The sequence below is a fragment of the Rhodoglobus galactosidasius genome (genome assembly GCF_054957775.1).
In genome coordinates this window covers 37,489-56,642 of the sequence record NZ_JBQIAV010000009.1, presented here as the reverse complement: position 1 = coordinate 56,642, position 19,154 = coordinate 37,489, and the positions used below count along the sequence as shown (strand labels likewise).

20 protein-coding genes and 1 riboswitch are annotated in these 19,154 nt (G+C 59.7%); of the genes, 6 read left to right on the top strand and 14 right to left on the bottom strand.

Annotation, left to right across the window (positions count from 1 at the left end; translation table 11 throughout):
* The 4 genes from ACTJJW_RS11980 to ACTJJW_RS11965 form a co-directional block, all read right to left on the bottom strand.
* Positions 1-795 (bottom strand): ABC transporter ATP-binding protein, encoded by a 795-nt coding sequence (locus ACTJJW_RS11980; RefSeq protein WP_462644955.1) that lies wholly within the window; start codon positions 793-795, stop codon positions 1-3.
* On the bottom strand, positions 788-1,597 hold the full coding sequence (locus ACTJJW_RS11975; RefSeq protein ID WP_462644954.1) for an ABC transporter permease: 810 nt from the start codon (positions 1,595-1,597) through the stop codon (positions 788-790). The genes ACTJJW_RS11980 and ACTJJW_RS11975 overlap by 8 nt, the downstream gene beginning before the upstream one ends.
* A gap of 69 nt (positions 1,598-1,666) precedes the next feature.
* Complete coding sequence (locus tag ACTJJW_RS11970) at positions 1,667-2,686, bottom strand: ABC transporter substrate-binding protein (protein ID WP_462644952.1); 1,020 nt, start codon at positions 2,684-2,686, stop codon at positions 1,667-1,669.
* Between the two features lie 91 nt (positions 2,687-2,777).
* Positions 2,778-2,887: riboswitch (TPP riboswitch) on the bottom strand.
* A 65-nt stretch (positions 2,888-2,952) separates the two neighbouring features.
* Positions 2,953-3,177, bottom strand: a complete 225-nt coding sequence (locus tag ACTJJW_RS11965) for a bifunctional hydroxymethylpyrimidine kinase/phosphomethylpyrimidine kinase (protein WP_462644950.1) — start codon at positions 3,175-3,177, stop codon at positions 2,953-2,955.
* A 132-nt stretch (positions 3,178-3,309) separates the two neighbouring features.
* Between ACTJJW_RS11965 and ACTJJW_RS11960 the strand changes: the two genes are divergently transcribed.
* The 3 genes from ACTJJW_RS11960 to ACTJJW_RS11950 are packed head-to-tail and all read left to right on the top strand — an operon-like array spanning position 3,310 to position 4,756.
* Entirely contained in the window at positions 3,310-3,498 is a 189-nt protein-coding gene (locus tag ACTJJW_RS11960; RefSeq protein WP_462644948.1) for a DUF4158 domain-containing protein, read from the top strand.
* Positions 3,499-3,518: 20 nt separating this feature from the next.
* Positions 3,519-3,833 (top strand): transposase, encoded by a 315-nt coding sequence (locus ACTJJW_RS11955; protein WP_341953610.1) that lies wholly within the window; start codon positions 3,519-3,521, stop codon positions 3,831-3,833.
* Positions 3,830-4,756: an IS3 family transposase gene (locus ACTJJW_RS11950; RefSeq protein ID WP_462644946.1), complete on the top strand. Its 927-nt coding sequence runs from the start codon at positions 3,830-3,832 to the stop codon at positions 4,754-4,756. The genes ACTJJW_RS11955 and ACTJJW_RS11950 overlap by 4 nt, the downstream gene beginning before the upstream one ends.
* A gap of 269 nt (positions 4,757-5,025) precedes the next feature.
* Here the strand turns inward: ACTJJW_RS11950 and ACTJJW_RS11945 are convergent, their stop codons facing one another.
* Genes ACTJJW_RS11945 through ACTJJW_RS11900 form a run of 10 tightly spaced genes read right to left on the bottom strand, consistent with a single transcriptional unit; the run spans position 5,026 to position 15,320 of the window.
* The gene (locus ACTJJW_RS11945) at positions 5,026-5,475 is read right to left on the bottom strand and encodes a hypothetical protein (protein ID WP_462644944.1); all 450 of its coding nucleotides are present in this window, start codon (positions 5,473-5,475) and stop codon (positions 5,026-5,028) included.
* Complete coding sequence (locus ACTJJW_RS11940) at positions 5,472-5,867, bottom strand: hypothetical protein (protein ID WP_462644943.1); 396 nt, start codon at positions 5,865-5,867, stop codon at positions 5,472-5,474. The genes ACTJJW_RS11945 and ACTJJW_RS11940 overlap by 4 nt, the downstream gene beginning before the upstream one ends.
* Positions 5,867-7,702, bottom strand: coding sequence for a type IV secretory system conjugative DNA transfer family protein (locus ACTJJW_RS11935; protein ID WP_462644941.1), 1,836 nt, complete (start codon positions 7,700-7,702; stop codon positions 5,867-5,869). Before ACTJJW_RS11935 ends, ACTJJW_RS11940 begins: the two co-directional genes overlap by 1 nt.
* Positions 7,699-9,015, bottom strand: a complete 1,317-nt coding sequence (locus ACTJJW_RS11930) for a MinD/ParA family ATP-binding protein (protein ID WP_462644939.1) — start codon at positions 9,013-9,015, stop codon at positions 7,699-7,701. Before ACTJJW_RS11930 ends, ACTJJW_RS11935 begins: the two co-directional genes overlap by 4 nt.
* Complete coding sequence (locus tag ACTJJW_RS11925) at positions 9,012-10,640, bottom strand: hypothetical protein (protein ID WP_462644937.1); 1,629 nt, start codon at positions 10,638-10,640, stop codon at positions 9,012-9,014. Before ACTJJW_RS11925 ends, ACTJJW_RS11930 begins: the two co-directional genes overlap by 4 nt.
* Positions 10,640-12,136, bottom strand: coding sequence for an SCO6880 family protein (locus ACTJJW_RS11920; protein WP_462644935.1), 1,497 nt, complete (start codon positions 12,134-12,136; stop codon positions 10,640-10,642). The genes ACTJJW_RS11925 and ACTJJW_RS11920 overlap by 1 nt, the downstream gene beginning before the upstream one ends.
* On the bottom strand, positions 12,136-13,581 hold the full coding sequence (locus tag ACTJJW_RS11915; RefSeq protein WP_462644933.1) for a hypothetical protein: 1,446 nt from the start codon (positions 13,579-13,581) through the stop codon (positions 12,136-12,138). Before ACTJJW_RS11915 ends, ACTJJW_RS11920 begins: the two co-directional genes overlap by 1 nt.
* A 7-nt stretch (positions 13,582-13,588) precedes the next feature.
* Complete coding sequence (locus ACTJJW_RS11910) at positions 13,589-13,903, bottom strand: hypothetical protein (protein WP_341953667.1); 315 nt, start codon at positions 13,901-13,903, stop codon at positions 13,589-13,591.
* Positions 13,904-13,929: 26 nt separating this feature from the next.
* A complete protein-coding gene (locus ACTJJW_RS11905) occupies positions 13,930-14,535 on the bottom strand; it encodes a M23 family metallopeptidase (RefSeq protein WP_462644931.1) in 606 nt (201 codons plus the stop codon).
* The gene (locus tag ACTJJW_RS11900) at positions 14,535-15,320 is read right to left on the bottom strand and encodes a hypothetical protein (protein WP_462644929.1); all 786 of its coding nucleotides are present in this window, start codon (positions 15,318-15,320) and stop codon (positions 14,535-14,537) included. The genes ACTJJW_RS11905 and ACTJJW_RS11900 overlap by 1 nt, the downstream gene beginning before the upstream one ends.
* Positions 15,321-15,797: 477 nt before the next feature.
* Between ACTJJW_RS11900 and ACTJJW_RS11895 the strand changes: the two genes are divergently transcribed.
* From ACTJJW_RS11895 to ACTJJW_RS11885, 3 genes are all read left to right on the top strand, one after another.
* Positions 15,798-16,232 carry a helix-turn-helix domain-containing protein gene (locus ACTJJW_RS11895; protein WP_462644927.1) on the top strand — a complete coding sequence of 145 codons (435 nt, stop codon included), beginning with the start codon at positions 15,798-15,800 and terminating at the stop codon, positions 16,230-16,232.
* A 743-nt stretch (positions 16,233-16,975) separates the two neighbouring features.
* Positions 16,976-17,566: a hypothetical protein gene (locus tag ACTJJW_RS11890; protein WP_462644925.1), complete on the top strand. Its 591-nt coding sequence runs from the start codon at positions 16,976-16,978 to the stop codon at positions 17,564-17,566.
* Positions 17,567-18,025: 459 nt separating this feature from the next.
* Positions 18,026-19,108, top strand: a complete 1,083-nt coding sequence (locus ACTJJW_RS11885; protein WP_462645109.1) for an IS1595 family transposase — start codon at positions 18,026-18,028, stop codon at positions 19,106-19,108.
* Positions 19,109-19,154 lie beyond the last annotated feature (46 nt).

Below are 19,154 nucleotides of genomic sequence, written 5' to 3'. Positions count from 1 at the left end.
TTAGAGTGACGTGCGGGATTGCTCGTGAAGAGTTGTGAGAAGTTCGAGTTCATGCTCCTTGAACACCGCCGAGGTCATCATCGACAACTGGCGTGGCCTCGGCAGGTCGATGGTGAGGTCCAGGCGCACAGACGTTGGCCGTGCGCTCAAAACGACTACCCTGTCGGCCAGGTAAATCGCTTCGCGAATGTCGTGGGTGATGAGCACTGCGGTCCACAAGTTCCTGGACCACATGCCCTGCAACCATGATTGCATTTCCGTGCGGGTCAGCGAATCCAGCGCACCGAACGGCTCGTCCAACAAGAGAACGTCTCGGCCCTGAACCACGGTGCGCAGTAGAGCGGCCCTCTGGCGCATACCGCCGGAGAGCTCGAACGGGTGCGATTTCTCGAAACCGGAGAGGCCAAAGGCCGGGAAAAGCGCCTGAGCGGCCAAACGGGCGTTCTGTTTACTCTCGCCGGAAGCTTCGAGGCCGAGAGCGGTGTTCTGAAGGATGGTGCGCCAAGGGAAAAGTAGGTCCTTCTGCGGCATGTAGGCACAATGCTCGCGTTCCCCCGTGGCGGCTACGCCATCGACGAGGACGTCGCCCGTGCTGGGCTTTTCCAGTCCGGCCATGATGTTGAACAGGGTGCTCTTGCCGCATCCACTCGGGCCGATGATCGAAACGAATTCACCTGGCTGTGCGGAGAAAGAGACGTTGTCGATGACCTGCCGTGATTGCCCCTTCCCGAGTTGAAAAGATTTACCAATGCCGCGCACCTCGACCTTGGGCGCGGCCGCCTGGGCGTCAGACATTCCGGCTCCTGCGTTCTTTCGAGTGCCACGGGATGATCAGCCGCTCGGCGACGTAGGTCAGGAGGAAGAGGCAGATGCTGATTGTCGTGGTGACCACGACGGCGGCGAGGACGAGGTCTGTGCGGAACGAGTTCTTCATCAGGGCCATGTAGATTCCGAGTCCTTGTTGGGCTCCGACGTACTCGGCAAAAATAGCCCCGGTGACCGCGTAGGCGATTCCGATGCGCAGTGCCGTGAAGAACGACGGTAGCGCGGAAGGAAGCCGCACGTAGACGAACTGTTTCCACCGGTTGGCGCCCATGCTCCGCAGCAGATTAGTGGCTTCATGATCGGTTCGATTGAAGCCGTCGATCAGTCCAACCGTGACCGGGAAGAACGTCACCAGTGCGATGACGATGACTTTGGGCAGCACACCGAAACCGAACCAGATGATCATCAGCGGCGCAATGGCGATGATGGGTATTGTCTGAGATGCCACCAGCAGCGGCATCAGTGCCCGCCGAAGCCACGGCGAGAAGTCGATCACGATGGCCAGGGCCCATGCGACCGTCAGGGAAACAGCGAAGCCCAGAAAGGTTGCGTGCAGCGTGGGTATGGTGTTCGCCCAGATGGCGTCCCGGGCGTTCCACCCCTGTTCCAGAATGCGCCAGGGGGAGGGGAGGATTGCCGGCTGCACTCGGCCCGCGGTCACGGCAATCTGCCACGCCGCCAGAAGAGCGATGACGATCACCAGAGAGGGAACCAGCGTGGTGAGTGCTGTTTTGACGCCCCGAATTGTTCGGCGGGGAACAGTTTTCGGCATGCTTTCGCCTCGAGTGCTCGTCGGTGCGGTCACAGTGTTCACCTGGTTCGAGTCGCGCGACCGGGAGCGTTACTTCTCGCTGAGGTACTGGTTGGAAAATAGCGTGGAGGTGTCCAGGGGCGCGGTAAGTGGGTCGCCGTTTCCGTCCACCAAGAGGTCGGCCTGGTAGAGGAAGTCGGCCAGTTGCTGCCACTGCGCGCTCGTTTGGGTGCCCACCTGGCCGGTGGCGTCTTTGAGGTAGTTAGCGCTCAATTCCTTCTGGCTGCGGTAGACGAGTTCAGTGTTTTCGAAGACGCCGGGGTTCGCGTCGATCAGGATCCTGGCCGCAGCCTGCGGGTGGTCAGCGGCGTACTGATACCCCTTCTGGAGGGCCTGAACGAACTTCTTGGTAGCACTGGCGTGTTCCTTGATCCAGCCCTTGTTTCCTTCGACGATCACCGAATATTGGTCGGGAACGCCGTAGTCAGAGAGGTTGAAGAACTTCATCGGAGTGCCGCGCAGGGACGCATCAATTCCCTCCCAGGTCGTGAAGGCCGACGTGAAGTCGACTTTGCCGGCATAGAGCGCCTCATAGGCGGAGGTACCGAGCGTGACCTGGGTGAACTCGCCGGTTCCGCCCGCATTCTTGATGGCATGGGACGCTTCCGTGGGAAAGGTAGCGCTGGGCCCGGCCATTCCGAAGATCTTCCCGTCGAGGTCCTTCGGGCTGGTTATGTCATCGCGGGACGCCAAAACACCAATCGCTGTGGCATCGTGCTGGAGCACCGACATGACCGAAACATTCCCCACCCCCGCTGCCGCCGCGAACGTGGCGGTGTTCTGGAAGCTGATGCCGAAGTTGGCGGCGCCCGCGTTGATGAGGGCGTCGGTCGACGACTGGCTATAGGGGAGCACCTGAACGTCCAGGCCCGCCTCGGTGAAATAGCCCTTGTCGATGGCTACATACAGTCCGGTGTGGTTTGTGTTCGGCGTCCAGTCGAGCGCGAAACTAATCGGCGTGGTCTCGGTGCCGGAAACGGAGCCTGGCGGTGACGCCGACGCGCAGCCGGTCAGCGCTGCCGTGGCCGCAAGTGCCAGGGCTCCGATCATTCCCCCTGCACAGCGTCGTCGATTGCGGACGGAATTATTCGAATGTGGTGCGTCCATTGTCGTGCCCTCCTTAAAGGGATTTGGGCACGGGATGTGAGATTGATGGCCTCCCTGCGCTGGCATGATCCAGATCAGGTTCAACGGTCGAAGCTTGAAGAGCTCCCTCTCAGCCCGGCTCACCGGACTCCCGTGTACAAAGGCGAGCATAACCGAGAATGGACCCGATGTGCTTCCGGTCCGCCGCATCCCACGGCGGCGGCGACTTGTTAGGCCTTCCCCGCGGCCCAGAGCTGGTGAAAATGGTGAATCGGGCCGCGCCCAGAGCCGACATGGAGATCGTCAGCACACCTCAAGCTGTCCTGAAGCCAGGCCTTGGTCACCGTCAGCGCCTCGTTCCAATCATTGTGCCGCGCTTGGAGAGTTGCCATTGCAGAGGACATTGAGCATCCTGTCCCGTGCGTGTTGAAAGTGGCCACTCGCGGGGCGCTCACCTGGATGGTCTCGGGGGTTGAGCTGCAATGGAACGGTCAGTCACGTTTAGATGCCTGTCGGGCGTGAGCTGGCGTGATTGGTCGTTCCGATGGGGGTCGTTTTGCGTTCCGGCGGGGGCGTAGGTTCGTCAGATGCCGGTGGAGTTTCTGAGTGATGATGAGGTCGCTGCGTACGGGCGGTTTACTGCTGCGCCGTCGCGGGCGGATTTGGAACGCGTGTTCTTCCTGGACGACGAGGATCGAGCCCTGGTCGCTGTCCGGCGGGGTGAGTATTCTCAGCTCGGGTTCGCGTTGAACCGCCCTGGGTTTCGTTCCGTCTGATCCTTTTGGAGGATGGAACTATGACTAACCCTTACCCAGCCGATTTTCGTGAGCGTGCGTTGCGGATGCTCGCGCAGGCTCGTCCTGATCACCTGTCTGATTTCGCTGCGGCCAGCCATGTCGCCGGCCGGCTTGGCGTGAATCCTGAGACGTTGCGGTTATGGAAGAAGCGTGCCAATATCGACGCCGGTCGTGAGCCCGGGACGACCTCCGAGGCGCAGGTGGAGATCAAACGGTTGAAGAAGCAGATCGTGGAGCTAGAGAAGGCGAACGAGATCCTGCGGTCTGCGAGCGTATTTTTCGCCACCGAGCTCGGCCGCACCTCGTCGAGATGATCCGCTTCATCGACGTGATGAAGGATCGTTTTGGGGTCGAGCTCGTCTGCCGCACGATGCGCGCAGCTGAGGTGGGATTCGTGACGGCCCGCGGGTATCGTGCGGCGAAAGGCCGCCCGGCGTCGGCGAGAACCCTGTCGGATCAGCTAATCGGCGGCGAGATTGCACGGCTTCACGCCGAGAACTATGGCGTCTACGGGGTCCGGAAAATGCATCGCCTGCTGAAGCGGCAGGGCTGGGAGATCGACCGGGATCAGACCGGGCGACTCATGCGAGCCCAGGGGCTGCGCGGCGTCAAACGGTCAAAGCGGGTGTTCACGACGAAATCGGATCCAGCAGGGCGACGCCCCACGGATCTCGTGCAGCGACGCTTCCACGCTGATGCACCGCGCAAGCTCTGGGTCGTTGACGTGACGTATGTGCGCACCTGGCAGGGCTTCGCCTATGTCGCGTTCGTCACTGACGTGTTCTCACGTCGTATCGTGGGCTGGAATGTCGCAGCGACGCTGAAGGCCGACATTCTGCCTCTTCAAGCACTGGACATGGCCGCCTTCGACGCCGGCGGCGACCTCACTGGGCTGACCCATCACTCCGATCACGGATCAAACTATATGGCTTTGGTTTACACGGACCGGATCGTGGAACTTGGCGCCATTCCCTCAACAGGGACCGTCGGCGACTCCTACGATAATGCGATGGCTGAGGCCATCAACGCGCTCTACAAGACGGAACTGATCCGTGCTCGCGGGCCGTGGCGCACCGTCGAGCAGGTCGAACTCGCAACGCTGGAATGGGTGTGGTGGTGGAATAACCAGCGCCTTCATTCCGAGCTCGATTACCGCACCCCGACCGAAGCCGAGAACGAGTACTACGCTGATGCTGAATCACTCTTGAGAGCGACCGCTTCCCAAGAGAAAACCTAGGAACGAAACCCAGGGCGGTTCACACCGCCTCGGACGGAAATGTGTCTCGTAACTGAAGCGCGGCGGATTCAACCGGTGTTGCAGACACCACTTGAATCCGCCACCCATGGGATACAAGACGGAGGTTCAGGGCCAACACCGCCAAGTAGCGGCGCGAGATCCCCGCTATTGAGCTCCGCGATTTACACGCTGGCCGCATGTGAGAGGGGTTCCATCGCCAAGTCGTTTGCGATGGAACCCCTCTTCTGGTTCTGGCCGGATGCTTCGGACTAGGCGTGGCTGGTGGCGCTCCACCGGCGCCACTCGTCGTCGACCGGAAATGTTCGGGCGCGATCGGCGCGGTGTCCTTGGCTGCATGCGCCTCCGGATATTTGCCGGAATCTGGCTTGAGCGTTGTGCCAACGTTCGACGAAGCCGATGGGGCCATAGCCGGCATCGGTGGTGTCATAGGAGACGGTCCATGCGGTTTGTAGCGCGGACAGTTCTTCTACGAGTGCTCCATGTCGCCACCAGCAATCCGGGATAACTTCGTTTGGGACTGAGAAGCGTTCGCAGATCCACTCGACCCACGAGCGCAGCTCTTCCCACTTCTCGCCGGCATCCTCATCCGGTAGCGCCCTCCAGTTGACAGCGATCGCCGCGATGCTTTCGGAGTCTGGATCGCGGTCGCTTTCTTCTTCAGCGAGGGCGTCGTCGATGTCGAATTTTTCGTAGCTCATGGTTGCTCCGGGGTTGTGGGGACTAGCTTTCGGCGCAGGGCGCGGAGTGCGAATGCGCTGGCGACTGGGCGGCTGCGCATAGTGCGCAGTACCTGGTCGCGGTCGAGAAGTCGATGTAATAACTCGTGGTGGGCGGGGTGCAAGCTCACCAGGTCGTTGTGGCTCTCTTCTGCTTTCCATCCGGTGGGTGTCTCTGTGACGCCGGAGTAATCGACGTGGTGGAGTTCCAGCTCGCGAACCTTTGCGATTCGGTTGCAGGCGGCGCAGCGCAATGTGTGGCCTGCTGCGCTTTCTTCGGCGAACCAGCGGGCTCGTCGGGCAAACCATGCGCGTGAGCGCAGGTAGCCAGTGCGGTATTTGTTGCCGCGTGCTGGTCGACGAGAGTTGGACATCAGCTTTGGGTGTCCTCGTAGTCGAGTTCATCAGCTTCGTTGGGCGCTGGAGCGGTGACGGCGTTAGCTTTCGCGAACTGGCTGCGGAACTGTTCCTGCTGTTCTGCTTCGGTTGTGCGCTTGCCTGTTGAGATGCTCTTGCTGTCGGCTCGGTCTGTCCACCCGCGGAGGTCGAGGAGTGCTCCGCGACGGTTGCGGTAGGCCAGCAGCCCCATGGATTGTGGCATGCGGCGAATTTCGTCAACTGTCATCAGTGGGACTCTTTCGAGTTGGTTGCTGGTGGAGGCTCCTTGCTGGTTGTAGCTGTAGGAGGAACGCTTCAGTTGTCGAGTGCCGAGGATGGCTTCGATGTCGCGGAGGTGGCCAATATCTGAAGCGCCTCCGAGCAGGATTTTCGCGGTTGCCGCGGACCAGATGGTGTCTGCTTCGGCTTTCGACCATGCTGTTTCTGCTTGCGAGAGCGCCTGCAGGACGACCATTGTGCAGATACCGCGGCCGCCACCATCAGCCATGACTCGGGGCAGTGCTGGCCAGGCGAACATGTTTGCGATCTCGTCAAGGATCAGACCCAATGGCAGTTCGAGTCGTGAGCCTGGTGTCGCTAATGCTTTGCGGCGTGCGGTTTCAACAACGTCGTCCAATAGGGCGCCGAGGAAGCCGCCCATCGCACCCGAGCCACCGCTGGAGCCGATGAGGTAGAGGGTATTTTCGCCGGAGAGGAATTCGTCTGCGTCGAAGTTTTTCCCGCGCTTAGGAGATAGTGCTTCTCTGAGGGTGGGAATCCCGAGCGGGCGAACCGCTGCCGCTACACCAAACCATGACGAGGACAGCAGTTTCGGGTCTCCGCTGAGAACGCCGTTGAGGCTTTCGGCCCACCCTGGTGCGCCGTCGCTGCGGAGAATGTCGACCGCTGCTCGGGCAAGGCCGGGGTTTGATCCCCAGTGGTACAGCTGCTCGACTCCGCCCCCTGATACAGCGGCGGCATGGAGGAGCTGTGCCAGTACGCTTGAGGCCGCGCCGGCCCATTCTTGATTTGATTGGCTGGAGCCGAGAGCGGTTCCCGCGATGATCGCTTGTGCGCGTTGATCGGCAACCAGAGGGTCGTCGCATCCGGTGACGGGTGAAATGCGTAGAGCTGAACTGACGCCGGATAGCTGCTGCGGGTCGAAGACGGTCACGCGGCCGCGCTCGGCACGAGGTCGCATTGTCGCTGCTAAATTGTCGTTGGTCGTTGACGTCGTAACGAGGGGCCCAGCCCAGTCAAGGATCGCAGAGATCAGGATTCGGTATCCCTTTCCCGACCTGGGTGCACCTTCCAACGCCACTGAGTCCTCGATAGACACATATACGTCTATCCCGGCTGAACGTCCGACCCTCCAGCCCACGTCTGTGGCGGCAGGCTTGTGCAGGTTTGGGCGGAGAGTTTTCGCCTGCTTCAACACTGCGTGCGAGGACAGGTATTTGTTTATTTCGCCACCCTTCGCAAAACCCTGGCGACCGCGCAGTTGTTGGATGAAGTAGCCGTCTGACTGGCGGTATCTGAACCACATGATGATGCCGGCGACTGCCGCCAGGAAAGAAAGCGCAATCACGACGATGCCAGCTACACGCGCCGGCCCCGCGGGGAACGCGCATCCCTGCTCGACTGCGTAGCTGGATGCGTCGCCGAAGAAGACGAATCCGATTCCGGAGAACATCGACTGAGGTGTTGCCGTGCTGCCACAGATCACCTTGGTTACTAGCGTGGCGACTCCTTGACACGCAAAATTAATCAGCAAGATCACGGCGACCAGACCGAGCGCTGGTGTCACCCACCAGTTCTTCGCGGTGTTCATGCTTCCTGCTCGTTCAGGCTGGCGGCGACTGCCGCGCCCGCTGCGATCCATGCGTTCTTAGTGGCTTGCTTCAAGCTGTCGAAGCGTAGCGCGCCCGATTTCAAGCTTGGGTCGAAGGGGATCACGACGGTGCGGGGTGCTACTTTCTCGAAGCCGGCCACGATCCGTGCGACCTCGGTAGCCGGGGTGGAGCGTTCAGCGACGGTAACGATGACGACGGCGTTCTTGACCAGCTGTGCAGATCGCTCATCACGCTGGCTGAGTTCCTCGAGCAGCAGCGCTGCAGACTCAGCGGCTTCTCCCGAAGGGCTGGTGGGCACTACGAGCTGATCGCAATGGTCGATCATCCGAAGCCAGCGCTCGGACGATTCATCGTTGCCGGTATCGAAGATGACCATCCGCGAGTACTTCTCGATCACTTCGTTCAGTGCATCGAACTCACTTGATGTCAGTCGTTGATCGGATGCAAGCAGCTTGGGGTTGGAGCGGAGCACGTCGTACATATCTGCGCTCTGGTGGTGAACGTAAAGCGCGAGATCCCCGATGGTCGCAGTCGGCTGCATAAGCCGTTCGGTGACGCCGCCAAGGTCTTGGATAGTGGCGTTGTGGCTGGAGCGTTCCGTTCTCCAGCCGAGCGTTCCGCGAGTGTCATTGTTGTCCCAGGCGATTACCCCTGAGCCACCGTGACGCGCGAACACTGCTGACAGCATCGCGGTAGTCAGTGTTTTTCCGACTCCACCTTTGCCATTGACGACGGCAATCGAGCGGCCGCCAGCCCAGTGCTGGCTGACAGCACGGATCGCCATTAGGCGCTCTTGTTCTGCAACGGAGGGCGCAACCTTGATGCCCGTTGTGCGGGTGATGAGACCGCGCCATCCAGATGCTGGTGGAAGTGCCGCACTGTCGTCGGTGAGGAACGACCGGCGCCCTTCTTCGGGCGCTTCTTCCTTTACCTCGAAGGCAGGCTCGGGTTTCGGGGAGGTGGGGGCTTGCACTTCTCGTTCCACCGTCATCGGTCGGGTTCTGCGCAGTGGCTCTACGTGTGCGGTGTGCTGCTGAGGTTCAGCCCTGTTGTCGGGACTGACGCGGCCGTCGCCTGAGACTAAGAAACTGAATACCCCGTTGGATTGTTTTGAGGTCAGGCGAACGTTGGCACCGTGTTCGCGAGCAACTTCTGTGGCTCTCTGGATGATTCCGCTGCGGAGTTGGTCCTCACGTGAGTACTGGACGGTTTCGGTCGGCTTGCCGGCGACGCTGACGGTGGCTTCGGTGCCGTTTGCAGCGACGTCGGCTGTCATTTCGAGGGTGCTCATGCGGACTTCTCCTTGTGGCCCTGAACGGGCACGGTCGAGGGCCAGATCTGGTCCAAGTTGGGTTCATCGAGTGGCCAGAGATCATCGAGATACTGGTTTCTGAAATCCAGTTCAGCAACCGGGTTTTCGACGATGTCTGCGGCGCCTTCCACGGCGTCGTCAGTTTTGAAGAGTTCGTACTCCCACTGGGTCGAGGTAACGAATGCGTCGACCAGGTACGAGTACAGCCCGACATAGGCGATGAAGGTGCCTGACCGTAAACGGCGAGCAATCAGTACATGTTGTGGCGGTAGCTTCAGCCGGTTGACTAGGTTGTCTTCTTCTTGCTGGTTCACGCGGAAGATGAACTTGTTCTCGATGTCGGCGGCGATTGAGTAGGCCAGTGCGCGTTCTTCTGATCCTTCTTTGCCGACAGCATCGAGGTCAGAAAACTTGTGCAGGATCAGCACGTTGCTGATGCCGTAGTGACGTGACAGCTTCAACCATTGCTGAAGGGTCTGGAGTGCTGCAACGGATGACATATCCCGCCAGCCCTCTTCGCGGATCAGGTAGCGGGTTTTCTTGGCTGCTCGGTCGGAAATTACCGCTTGAATCCATGCGCTTGTGCAGAGCTGCGTCAGCTGCGCGACAAGGTTTCCACGTTGGAATAGTTCGGACGTGTCTACCACGACCATCGGTGCTTCATCATCGAACTTCACAGTCGATTCGTGTTCGAAGAGACCACGCAGATCACCATCGATGAACCGTTTGAGAACGTAGCGGGCTCGCTCTCCTTCATTGAATAGTTTCTCTTCTCGCAACGAGGAAGTCGGATCGAGGTTCTCCAGCTGCTCGGATACTGCTGTCAGTGTCGGCCGATCGCCGGTCACGTCGATCGCGGTGTCGAGGGCCCAGCTGATTGAGGCGTGCTCCATTGGAGTCAGCGGGGGTTGGCCGCTGAGTGTCAGTTCGATGATGCTTCTCAGGGTTCCGTGCCGGCGGTCATGAACCATCTGGAGGTGCTCGTCGTCGGTGGCGTTTGAACGCCGCGGACCACCATCTAAAGGATTGATTCGTGCGGTGGTGTTGGGTCCGCCCACACGGATCACTTTTCCTCCGGGGGTTGCTTCGCACACGGCAACCCATTCGCCCTTGGAGTCAGAGGGCACCACTACTTGGTGGCCGAAGGGGATGCTGCGGGTGGTGAGCATCTTCAAAACACCAGATTTGCCGGATCGGTACGCTCCGAGAACAAGAATGTTCGTTGATAGTGCGGCTCGCGAGGTCGTGTCGGTGTAGAGATCCCACGGTGAGAAATGCCACAACGAGTCAGCGTTGAGGTCGACACCAAGAATCGGGCCGCGATGGCCCAGTCCGCGATCGGCGATAAACGGGTAGATGCCGGCGACGTGGTGGCTTGTGGCCTGGTGGTGGGGCTGCTGCAACCGCATCAGGTTCCAGTATTCGCCGGTTCGAACTCCCGGCCCAAACATGCCAGGGACGGCGGCGGGAGGCAGGTTGAGCGTGTTCTGGGATTCTCCGGTCTCGTGCTTCTGCGAGGTCAGGGCCGCGATCTCTTTGGCGCGCTGTCGACGTTCGATTCGCGTCAACGACGGCGGTGTGACGGTGAATACTTTCCTTGCCATTACTTCAGTCCCGTTCCCAGTGGCATTGCGTTGATGAACAGTGCTTCTGCTTGCTGGCAGTAAAGAATCTGACCTTCCATGCCCACCCGGGACATCGCGTTTCTGATACCGGCGATGCCGGATGCGAGCCGTTCCTCTGTAGGTGCGCTCACCGTGAGGTAGCCGCCATAGCGGTATTCCCCGTGTCCCTGGACGATGGATTCCTCTTGGTCATCCAGCGCCTGCCAGTCCGCACGATCTTCAGCGGAGTCGCTGTCATTACGCTTTGCTTTCAAGCGTTGGTTTCCACGCCATACCTTCTTCTCTGTACGGATGCGCTTGAGGGCTGCCTTGACGGAAACTGGGGTCAGTACGAGAGTGAAGATGTGACTGATCGCATCATCGGTAGCCGGGTCGCGGGCGAAGACGATGGGTTCGATGAAACCCACCTGCGCCATGCTTCGTGGCCACTCGTGTATCCACATAGTCGAGTGCCATGCACCTTCGGCCAAAACGACCCCGTTGTTGCCTTTAGGTTCGTCAAACGCCATCGGCCCAATTGCGTCGACCGAGACGCCGACCTGCTCGTCAGAGCGATCTTGGATCATCGGTACCGAAGCGATGTCGAGTGCGGTTCTGGCCATCGCTGCCCACTGGCGGGAGTCGAGCCACCGACGGACGTTGATGTTCGCGGCCGCTAGAGCCGCTCCGACATTGCCTGCTTCGAGCTTGGCGAGTGTCTGAATAGCGTGCTTGCCACCCCCGAGGCTTTTCAGCTGCGACTGCAGCACTACCAAGTCGAGGGTCAGCGTGAGGTAGTTACGGTGTGAGACGGCGAAGCGTTCGGCGTTGTCCATCACGTCGCGGTAGTTCTGGGCTACAGCGGTCGTACCATCGGTGCCTCGACGGGCCAACGTGTCTTCGAAATGCTGCCGTGCCGGCCTGATAGTGGTGGGCATGGTGCGTTCTTGCATCGAGACTCGCTTAATGCCGGCACGCTGGGTGAACGAGGTCAGCACTGAGGCGAGTTGCTGCGAGAGGTCGTACCGGTCAGCATTGTCCATCATCAGAAATCCGTCGACATCTAACTCGGCGGTAATCGACACCGTTCGATCGCCAGGGTTATAGGCCGAGGTGAAGTCGTCTGAGTCCCACAGTTGAACGTTTGCCAGCTTGCCCGGCAGATTCAGCGTCGCGGCCACGCGAGGCCGCTCAGGCCGGAAGCGGGTCTTCGTACCGCCCGTGGCGTGCCTGACTTGCTTGGAGATCCAGAGGGCCGCGAGCTTGGATGCCGGCATTCCCTGTACGGGGATGAATGACGCTATCCCCACTGGTGCCCAGATGATCGAACTGGCGAAAAACCCTACGAACCCGTAACGGGTTGTAGAGATGACAGCGATCGCTAGCGCTGCTGCGATTGTGGTGAATGCCCAGCCGTCGAGGCCGAGGAAGACTCCTTGGGACGACCTGCGGCTCAGGCGCACTGGCCGGTTGTAGACGTCGTTATTGCTGGACATTAGCTGGCTCCATTTCGTGGCGTGCCGCCCGACCTCGCTGATTGGGGCGCAGGCGTTGCAGCTGCGGAGGGGGTTTTAGTCGTCGGGGTGGCGGGGTTCCCTACGGCGCTCTGGCGGGATTGCGGCTTCTGGGTGGCAGCCGACGGTGATGACGCCGATGGTGATGTTGTCCGGGGTGCTGAAGTGCGCGGTTGACTAGCTTTCCGGCGGGCAGAATTTGCGCGGCTAGCAGCTCCGCGTGCCATAGAAACGCCGCGGCTAGCTTGTTGTGTTGCGCTTGAGCCCATGCGTGAGCCGACAGCATCAGCGGCGGTGCCTCCGATGAAGCTGAACATGCTGAACGCGGCAATCGGTACGAACGCGATCATGCAGAGTCCGATGCCGAAGGGTAAGGCTTGGATGCTCCAGAGTGTGTCGACTTCACCAACACCGGTGATGACCAGGGCCAATAGCCCTAGCGTTAGCGGTGTGGTCAGGATGAGGGCGATTACAGCGGAAAAATAGCGAACTACCCACTGTTTTCCGAATGACGTCGGGAAGAGCATCCACGCCACGGGTCCCATCGAGATCAATGCGGCCAGCGCGAAGTTGCGGAATGAGAACACTGCCACCAGGACTCCCGTGGCGATTGCAAGAAGGCCGAGAATTGTGGTCGCAGCGAAGATGTTTCCGCCACCGCCACCGAAGATCAAGTTCTCCATGAACTTCTCTACCCCGCCGCCACCGTTGGTGCGATTGATGATGGGCTCGACCATCAAATCAACGATGTCCAGCAGCTTCCCGATTATCCATAAGGAGGCCGCGGAAAGCGGTAGAGATAACGCAAATCGTGAGACCGCAGTAACGAGGTCACTACGGTCGCCAGTGGCCACAGCCATGACGATCGCTACGATTCCCGCTCCGAGGATGACCAGAATGATCGCGCCTTGCCACCATGCCCACTCGGTAAGTGAGGCCTCCCATAAGCGGGAATCTGAGTTGAAGCTGGTTTGGCTAATCGCCCAGCTGAGCTGCGCTCCGATCGATGTTGCGAATGCACTGGCCACTGTCTGGCCGACGGTGCACGAGGGGTCTAGTGGCCCACAGTCGAAATCAATCTTGAGCTCTTCACCGCCCTTATCTTTGATCGACTCGATGTTGTCTTCTGAGGTGCTGCAAACCGTGTTTTGTTGTTCGCCGATTAACACTTCGTTGAAGCATCGTTCCTCAACGGAACTAGCGAGTTCTGTGGGAGCGCAAGTGATCCTTATGCCAGTTCTGATGCACTCAACGTCGGCCGCGGGAGCGCTCCATTCTTGACCTGTTACTTCGCCCTGTGCTGCTGAAACTGCAGCAGAGTAGGGAACATCGGCCGGTCCCGCCGCAGCCGGTGCTGCGACAAGGACGCTGATGCCGACAGCTACAGCCCCCGAGATGCTCAGCATCGTCCACTTGGGAATCCTCATGCTGTTTCTAGAATCCGAAGTTGAAGTTGACGAGCCACGCAAAAATGCCGGAGATGCTGCCAAGGATGATCGTGGCGATTGCTACGGTGGCCACGTTCTCTCCCGCCCAACTCTGCATCCGTTCTGGAACGATTGACTTGAACCCTAAGGAAGCTACGGCGACGATCAATACGCCGAACATAATTACCAACGCAGCGCCCAGGATGTAGGAAACGACTGTTTGCACTCCGACCATGAAAGGTGCGGAGAAATCGGGAGCGATGGGCGGCACTGTCACATCAGCCGGAAGGCTTCCGATCAGTTCTACTGCCAAGTGGATCATTTATTTTCCTTTTCCTAGACGGAGAGTTAGAGGGAGATACCGTGCTGCAGCATGAAGGGTCGGGGATCGACCGGCTGCCCGTTGACGTCGAGCTGGAAATGTAAATGGCAACCGCTGGAGAGGCCGGTTGTGCCCTCGATGCCGATCTGATCGCCGGCTTGCACGGTCTCGCCGACCGTGGTCAATACGCCGCCATCGACCATGTGGCCGTAAACGGTGACGTATCCACCACCGTGATCGATGTTGACCCAGTTGCCGTAACCGCCGGAGTTCCACCCGGCGGCGGTGACAGTCCCAGGGCCAGCGGCGTAGATAGGGCTGCCGCAACCCGCAGACAGATCGATCCCCTTATGGAACTCGGAACACACGAAGCAGTCGGAGCGGTCCGGGTATCCGAATGCTGCCGTCTCAAAATATCCGCTCTGGGGTGCACCCCACTCGCCCACAATCAACGGCCCACCAGCGGCGTTATCCGGCGGCGTAGTCGCGGGGGCCGCGTAGACGACTCCCAAGAGAAGCGGAAGCGAGAGCAACAACGCGCCAGCGATCCCAGCTAAGCCCACTACGAGTAGCCGCAATGCGGGCTTCAGACCCAATGAAACGGCGAGCTTTACGACGACAGGCGCCGCCATCAGTTGAAGACCTCCGAGAAGTAACGGATTACAGTGCAGTCTCCGGGAACTTGCGTCGTGGGCGGTACGGGGTACGAGCCTCCACACTGGATCTGCATGGATACGCTCAGAGGGTTCACGACCTCGATCGGATTCCCGCTTTGCTCTGCCGTGGTCGTAATATCCAGATCGACCGTGACAATGTGAAGATCGATGCTGATCGAGTCTTCTAGGGAGCCCTCGGAAATCGAGACGTGGTCGTAGTCCATCTTTACGACGCCAGTGGGCTTTCCGACTAGGACCGAGTCATCTCGCGCGAGAAGGTCCCACCGCGAGGAGTCACCGATCATGTCGCCATAGATTGCATTGAGCCGAACATCTCTAATACGGTCGAGCTCTTCAAGGTCGGTTCCGTAACGCTGGTCGTATCCGACCCACCCGGCTATGTATTCCTTGAACTCCTTGCGGTCGACCTTTGTCGAGTCGACTGTCACGAGCGCTTTAGCGGCTTCAATCGCGTACTGCTGGATGTCGGAGGTGATGGGCTGGGCGATGAGACCCAGTTCGGTCACTGTGGGGTCGACCACTTCGCTTCGTGGTCCTTCGGGACCCTCGGCGGGCGGAGCTGGTGACGTTTCTGTTCCACTAGGAACAGAGTTGGAAGGCTGTGTTTGATTCTGGTCAGTCCCCAGCAAAGCCAACGACCAAATGATTGCGCCCATCGCGGCGAACCCAAGGAGCACGGCCAAAATCAACGCGACCAGTCGCCGGACTTTCTTCTGTTCCTCGGTGCGCTCTTTCGCCATTAAAACTCTCTCCTTTGAACGAAGAAATACTGGAGCCTTTGCCCGATTTTTCTTCGCATAACGTCCATACCACCCTAGTCTGGGGGGTAGACGCTAAGTTCCACTTACGTCGTCCACATCGTCTGGGTCAGCGACAACCGCTGCTGCCTGACTCTTTAGTAGTGATAATATTGCATTAAGTAATGTTTTACCCCGATAAAACACGATTACTGTCTATAGTCCTTTTTACGGGTTTCAATGTGCGGGCGGGAAAACGAGCGGTGCCATAACCGAATGTGTGCGCATGCGTTTCGGAACCTACTGCGCCTTTCCCCGGCTCGCGCGCTACTTCGCGACATAATGCAGGGACTAGAAGCTCTATTTGTGCGAAGAAATGGTTGGCAGTGTCGGTCTCACTACGTTTCGACTACAACGAGGAATTCAGTCTTCACGTTGAGATTGTCGTTTCTTGTCTTATCCGTTCACCTGGGTCGCCCCATGCCTGACGAGAATTATTGGATGCGGTTCCCTCAGGTGCTAAGCGTTGCAGAGGTCGCTGAGATCACTCGCGTCTCCAGCGTTACAGTCTGGCGGCTGCTCAATAGCAGCAAAATCCCCGCGCACCGCATCGCTGATGCGTGGATTATCTATAAAGAGGAGGTTCAGGAGTGGGCTGAGAGCGGCGCGGAATCATCGAAGGTGCATTCGCCGACTAGGTTCCTTGAGGGGTATCCCGAAGAACTTACAATCGAAGATTTGACTGTATTGCTCGGCAAGACACAGCAAACGGTATACAAGTGGCTTGCAGCCGGGAGCCTTGCCCCAACGGGGTGGCGAGTCGGCCGGAAGTGGTTGCTCCACAAAAGCAGCTTTATCGTCCTCCTTGAGAACAGCAGCAACCAAAATGGCGATTTCGTTGGCGACGGAGCGTGAGGTCGCAGTTGATAATACTGAGATCCGTCTCCGCTCAGTCGACAGAGCGCGTTGCGGCACGACGTAGGGGGTCTCGCGTTGGAATATTACATGACACGAGCAATAGTCAGATTATCCGCGCCCACATTTCACCCACACTTGGGGAGCATCGCAGTCAACTCGCGGCATTGGAGTCGCGCCCAGTCACCAGCGTTTTACAGCGATTTTCGCGACTTCCGCATAGTTCTGCGGGAATGGTTTTCGACTACGGATCAATAGGCCGGGGGTTCAAATCCCTCCGGGCGCACCAAATAAAGTAGGTCTGATCAGCACTTTCTCGTGGAGTGCGGTCGGGCCTGTTTTTCTTTTGCCCACATTTTGCCCACACTTCAAAAAGTTTCGGGTCGTTTTTGGGCAGAAATGGACCCATTGTGGGCCCTCAGAAGCCAGCGTTTGACTGGGTTCGAGTCCACCATGCGCAGTTGACCTATTGACCTTTTACTACTCGGCCGGGGACCAGCGCCGACGGACTACGACTGACGGTTCGCCGGGTGGGTCAGCGCATGTGGCAGTAACCCCAAAACTTAGATTAATGTGGGCAGACGATTCGACACGACTGTAACGTTGCGTCGTACGGGATTCTGCAACTCCCATATGAGTACTCCCGGCAGCCGTGTGTGCCCCTCTCGCTGGGGCATGGATTACGACGCTACAGAGCGCGTGCCGCACGACTGGCGGCCGAGGAACGGGTGTACCAAGCCGAGATGCGCGCATGGGAGGCTGCTCGACAACGGTGGCAGGAACGTAATCCCGACCTGAAGGCCGCCGAATACCCGGCTGCCCTGGCGGCCGCAGAGGAAGCAGCAGCCGCGGCAACTGGCCAGCGGGAGACACTGGAATATTCAACAGCGGGCGAAGCAGTAGCCGCCGCCGAGTCAGCATCAGTGTTCCGCCGTGCAGCAGCTCAGAAAGATACTGAGAGCGCCCGTCGAAACTTTCAACGTCGCCACAAGGCTGTAGCGGCCGAGATCCCCAGTAAGGATCAACGGGCTGCCTGGGCACGAGCTGCGGTCGCACCAGATGCGAACACTTCACTGGACGCCGCGAGCAAGGCTGAGAAGGCCGCGATTGCCAAGCGTACGCAGCTGCAAGCCAACCCCGCACCGAGCAGTGAAAAGCCAACCGCACCGCGGCCCGGCACTGCTCAACAAGAGGCCAGCAAAGACACCGCCTACCAAGCGCGACGCGCGAGCTGGGATCGTCAGCAGGACGCCTCGAAAGACCAAGCAGTGCAAGCAGCACGCACCAAGCAGCAACAGCCCAGCATCGACAAATCGCCGGCAGCGGAACGTTAGAACGCCGCGTTGTGCACGTTCGAGGGATTCGCCAAGAGAAAAATCATCACACTCATTTGGTTATGTCAACTCAAAGTGGGCTGGGGGTGACGGCTATATCTGGCCGCACCTGGCGACTTGCCGGGGCGGCCAATACGTCATTCCGTGAGCGAGTTTCCGCTCCAACAGGAGCGGCTGGCTTTCTTGGATGAGTCCTTGGGGGATCTCGATCGGTCGGAACTATTTCTGAGACAGTTGCCTCGTGCGTATGACGCCCCGTCATCGGGTTGAATGTCGAAACAGCTATACGGGCACCTACGGGCCCAACCGGGCCTCGATACCAACGACGGCGCGGGAGTGTCCGCAAACCCAAGGTTGGCCTTTCGGGCCAGCTGCACTTCGATACTTTGTCGGGGTAGGCGAAGCTGTTATAGTTTGAAATCACAGTGGGGTCAGGGCTATTCAGCTGACCGGACTACGCTGTGGATTGTGAATGACGAACTCCGGGCTGGTGTGCACTATCCGGGCTCGGTCGGCGAGTTTCGGGCCTGGTTTGCTACTGACGCGGACTGCTTCGACTATCTGGAATGGTTGCGATGGCCGGGCGGCTTCGTGTGTCCTGGCTGTGGTCATGACGGCGGCTGGCGGGCGGCCGATGGACGTTACAAATGCGCGGGCTGCGGGGCTCGGACGTCGGTGACAGCAGGGACGTTGTTCGATCGGCGGCGAACGCCGTTGACTGTGTGGTTCGAGGCGTGCTGGTTGTTTGCCTCGGGCAAGGACGGCATGTCGGCGTTGAGCCTGCAGCGTTCGCTTCAGATCGGTTCATATGCGACCGCGTGGGCGATGTTGCATCGGCTTCGCTCGGTACTGGTGCGTCCCGGCCGCCACCGGCTGACCGGCACGGTGGAAGTGGATGAAACCTATATCGGCGGCCAGGAGCCGGGGCTGGCCGGCGGGCGGGCCAAGGGCAAGAAAGCATTGGTTGGCGTGGCCGTTGAACTCCGAGAGCCACGCGGATTCGGACGGGCCCGGATGCAGATCCTGGCCGACGGGTCGGCCGCGACGCTGCACCGGTTCATCACAGAACACGTGGAGCCTGGAGCGCAAGTGATCACCGACGGTTGGAGCGGCTACCTGGGTATCGACAAGCTCGGCTACACGCACGAGCCGCGCAGCCAACGTGCTGCCCGCGCCCGCGGCGAGGACCCGGGTGAACTGCTGCCCGGGGTCCACCGAATCGCGTCGCTGGCCAAGAGGTGGCTGCTGGGCACCCACCAAGGCGCGGTCCAGGAAGCGCATCTTCAGGCCTATCTGAACGAGTTCGTCTTTCGGTTCAACCGGCGTCACTCTTCCAGCCGAGGCATGGTGTTCTACCGGGTGCTCGAACTCGCCGTAGCGCACGCCCCGGTGCGCTACCGTGAGCTGGTTGCCAACCCCGCGCCGAAGCCAGCCCCTCCCGTCCCGCCTGGCGGAGGCGGCCATCCGCCCAGCATCGACCGTCCACGCGCACATCGCCCCTGGCGAGCGACTCAAGCCAAACTAGTCCGGTCAGCTGAATAGCCCTGAGTGGGGTTATGGTACCTGAGCTTCGATCACACGCTCGCAG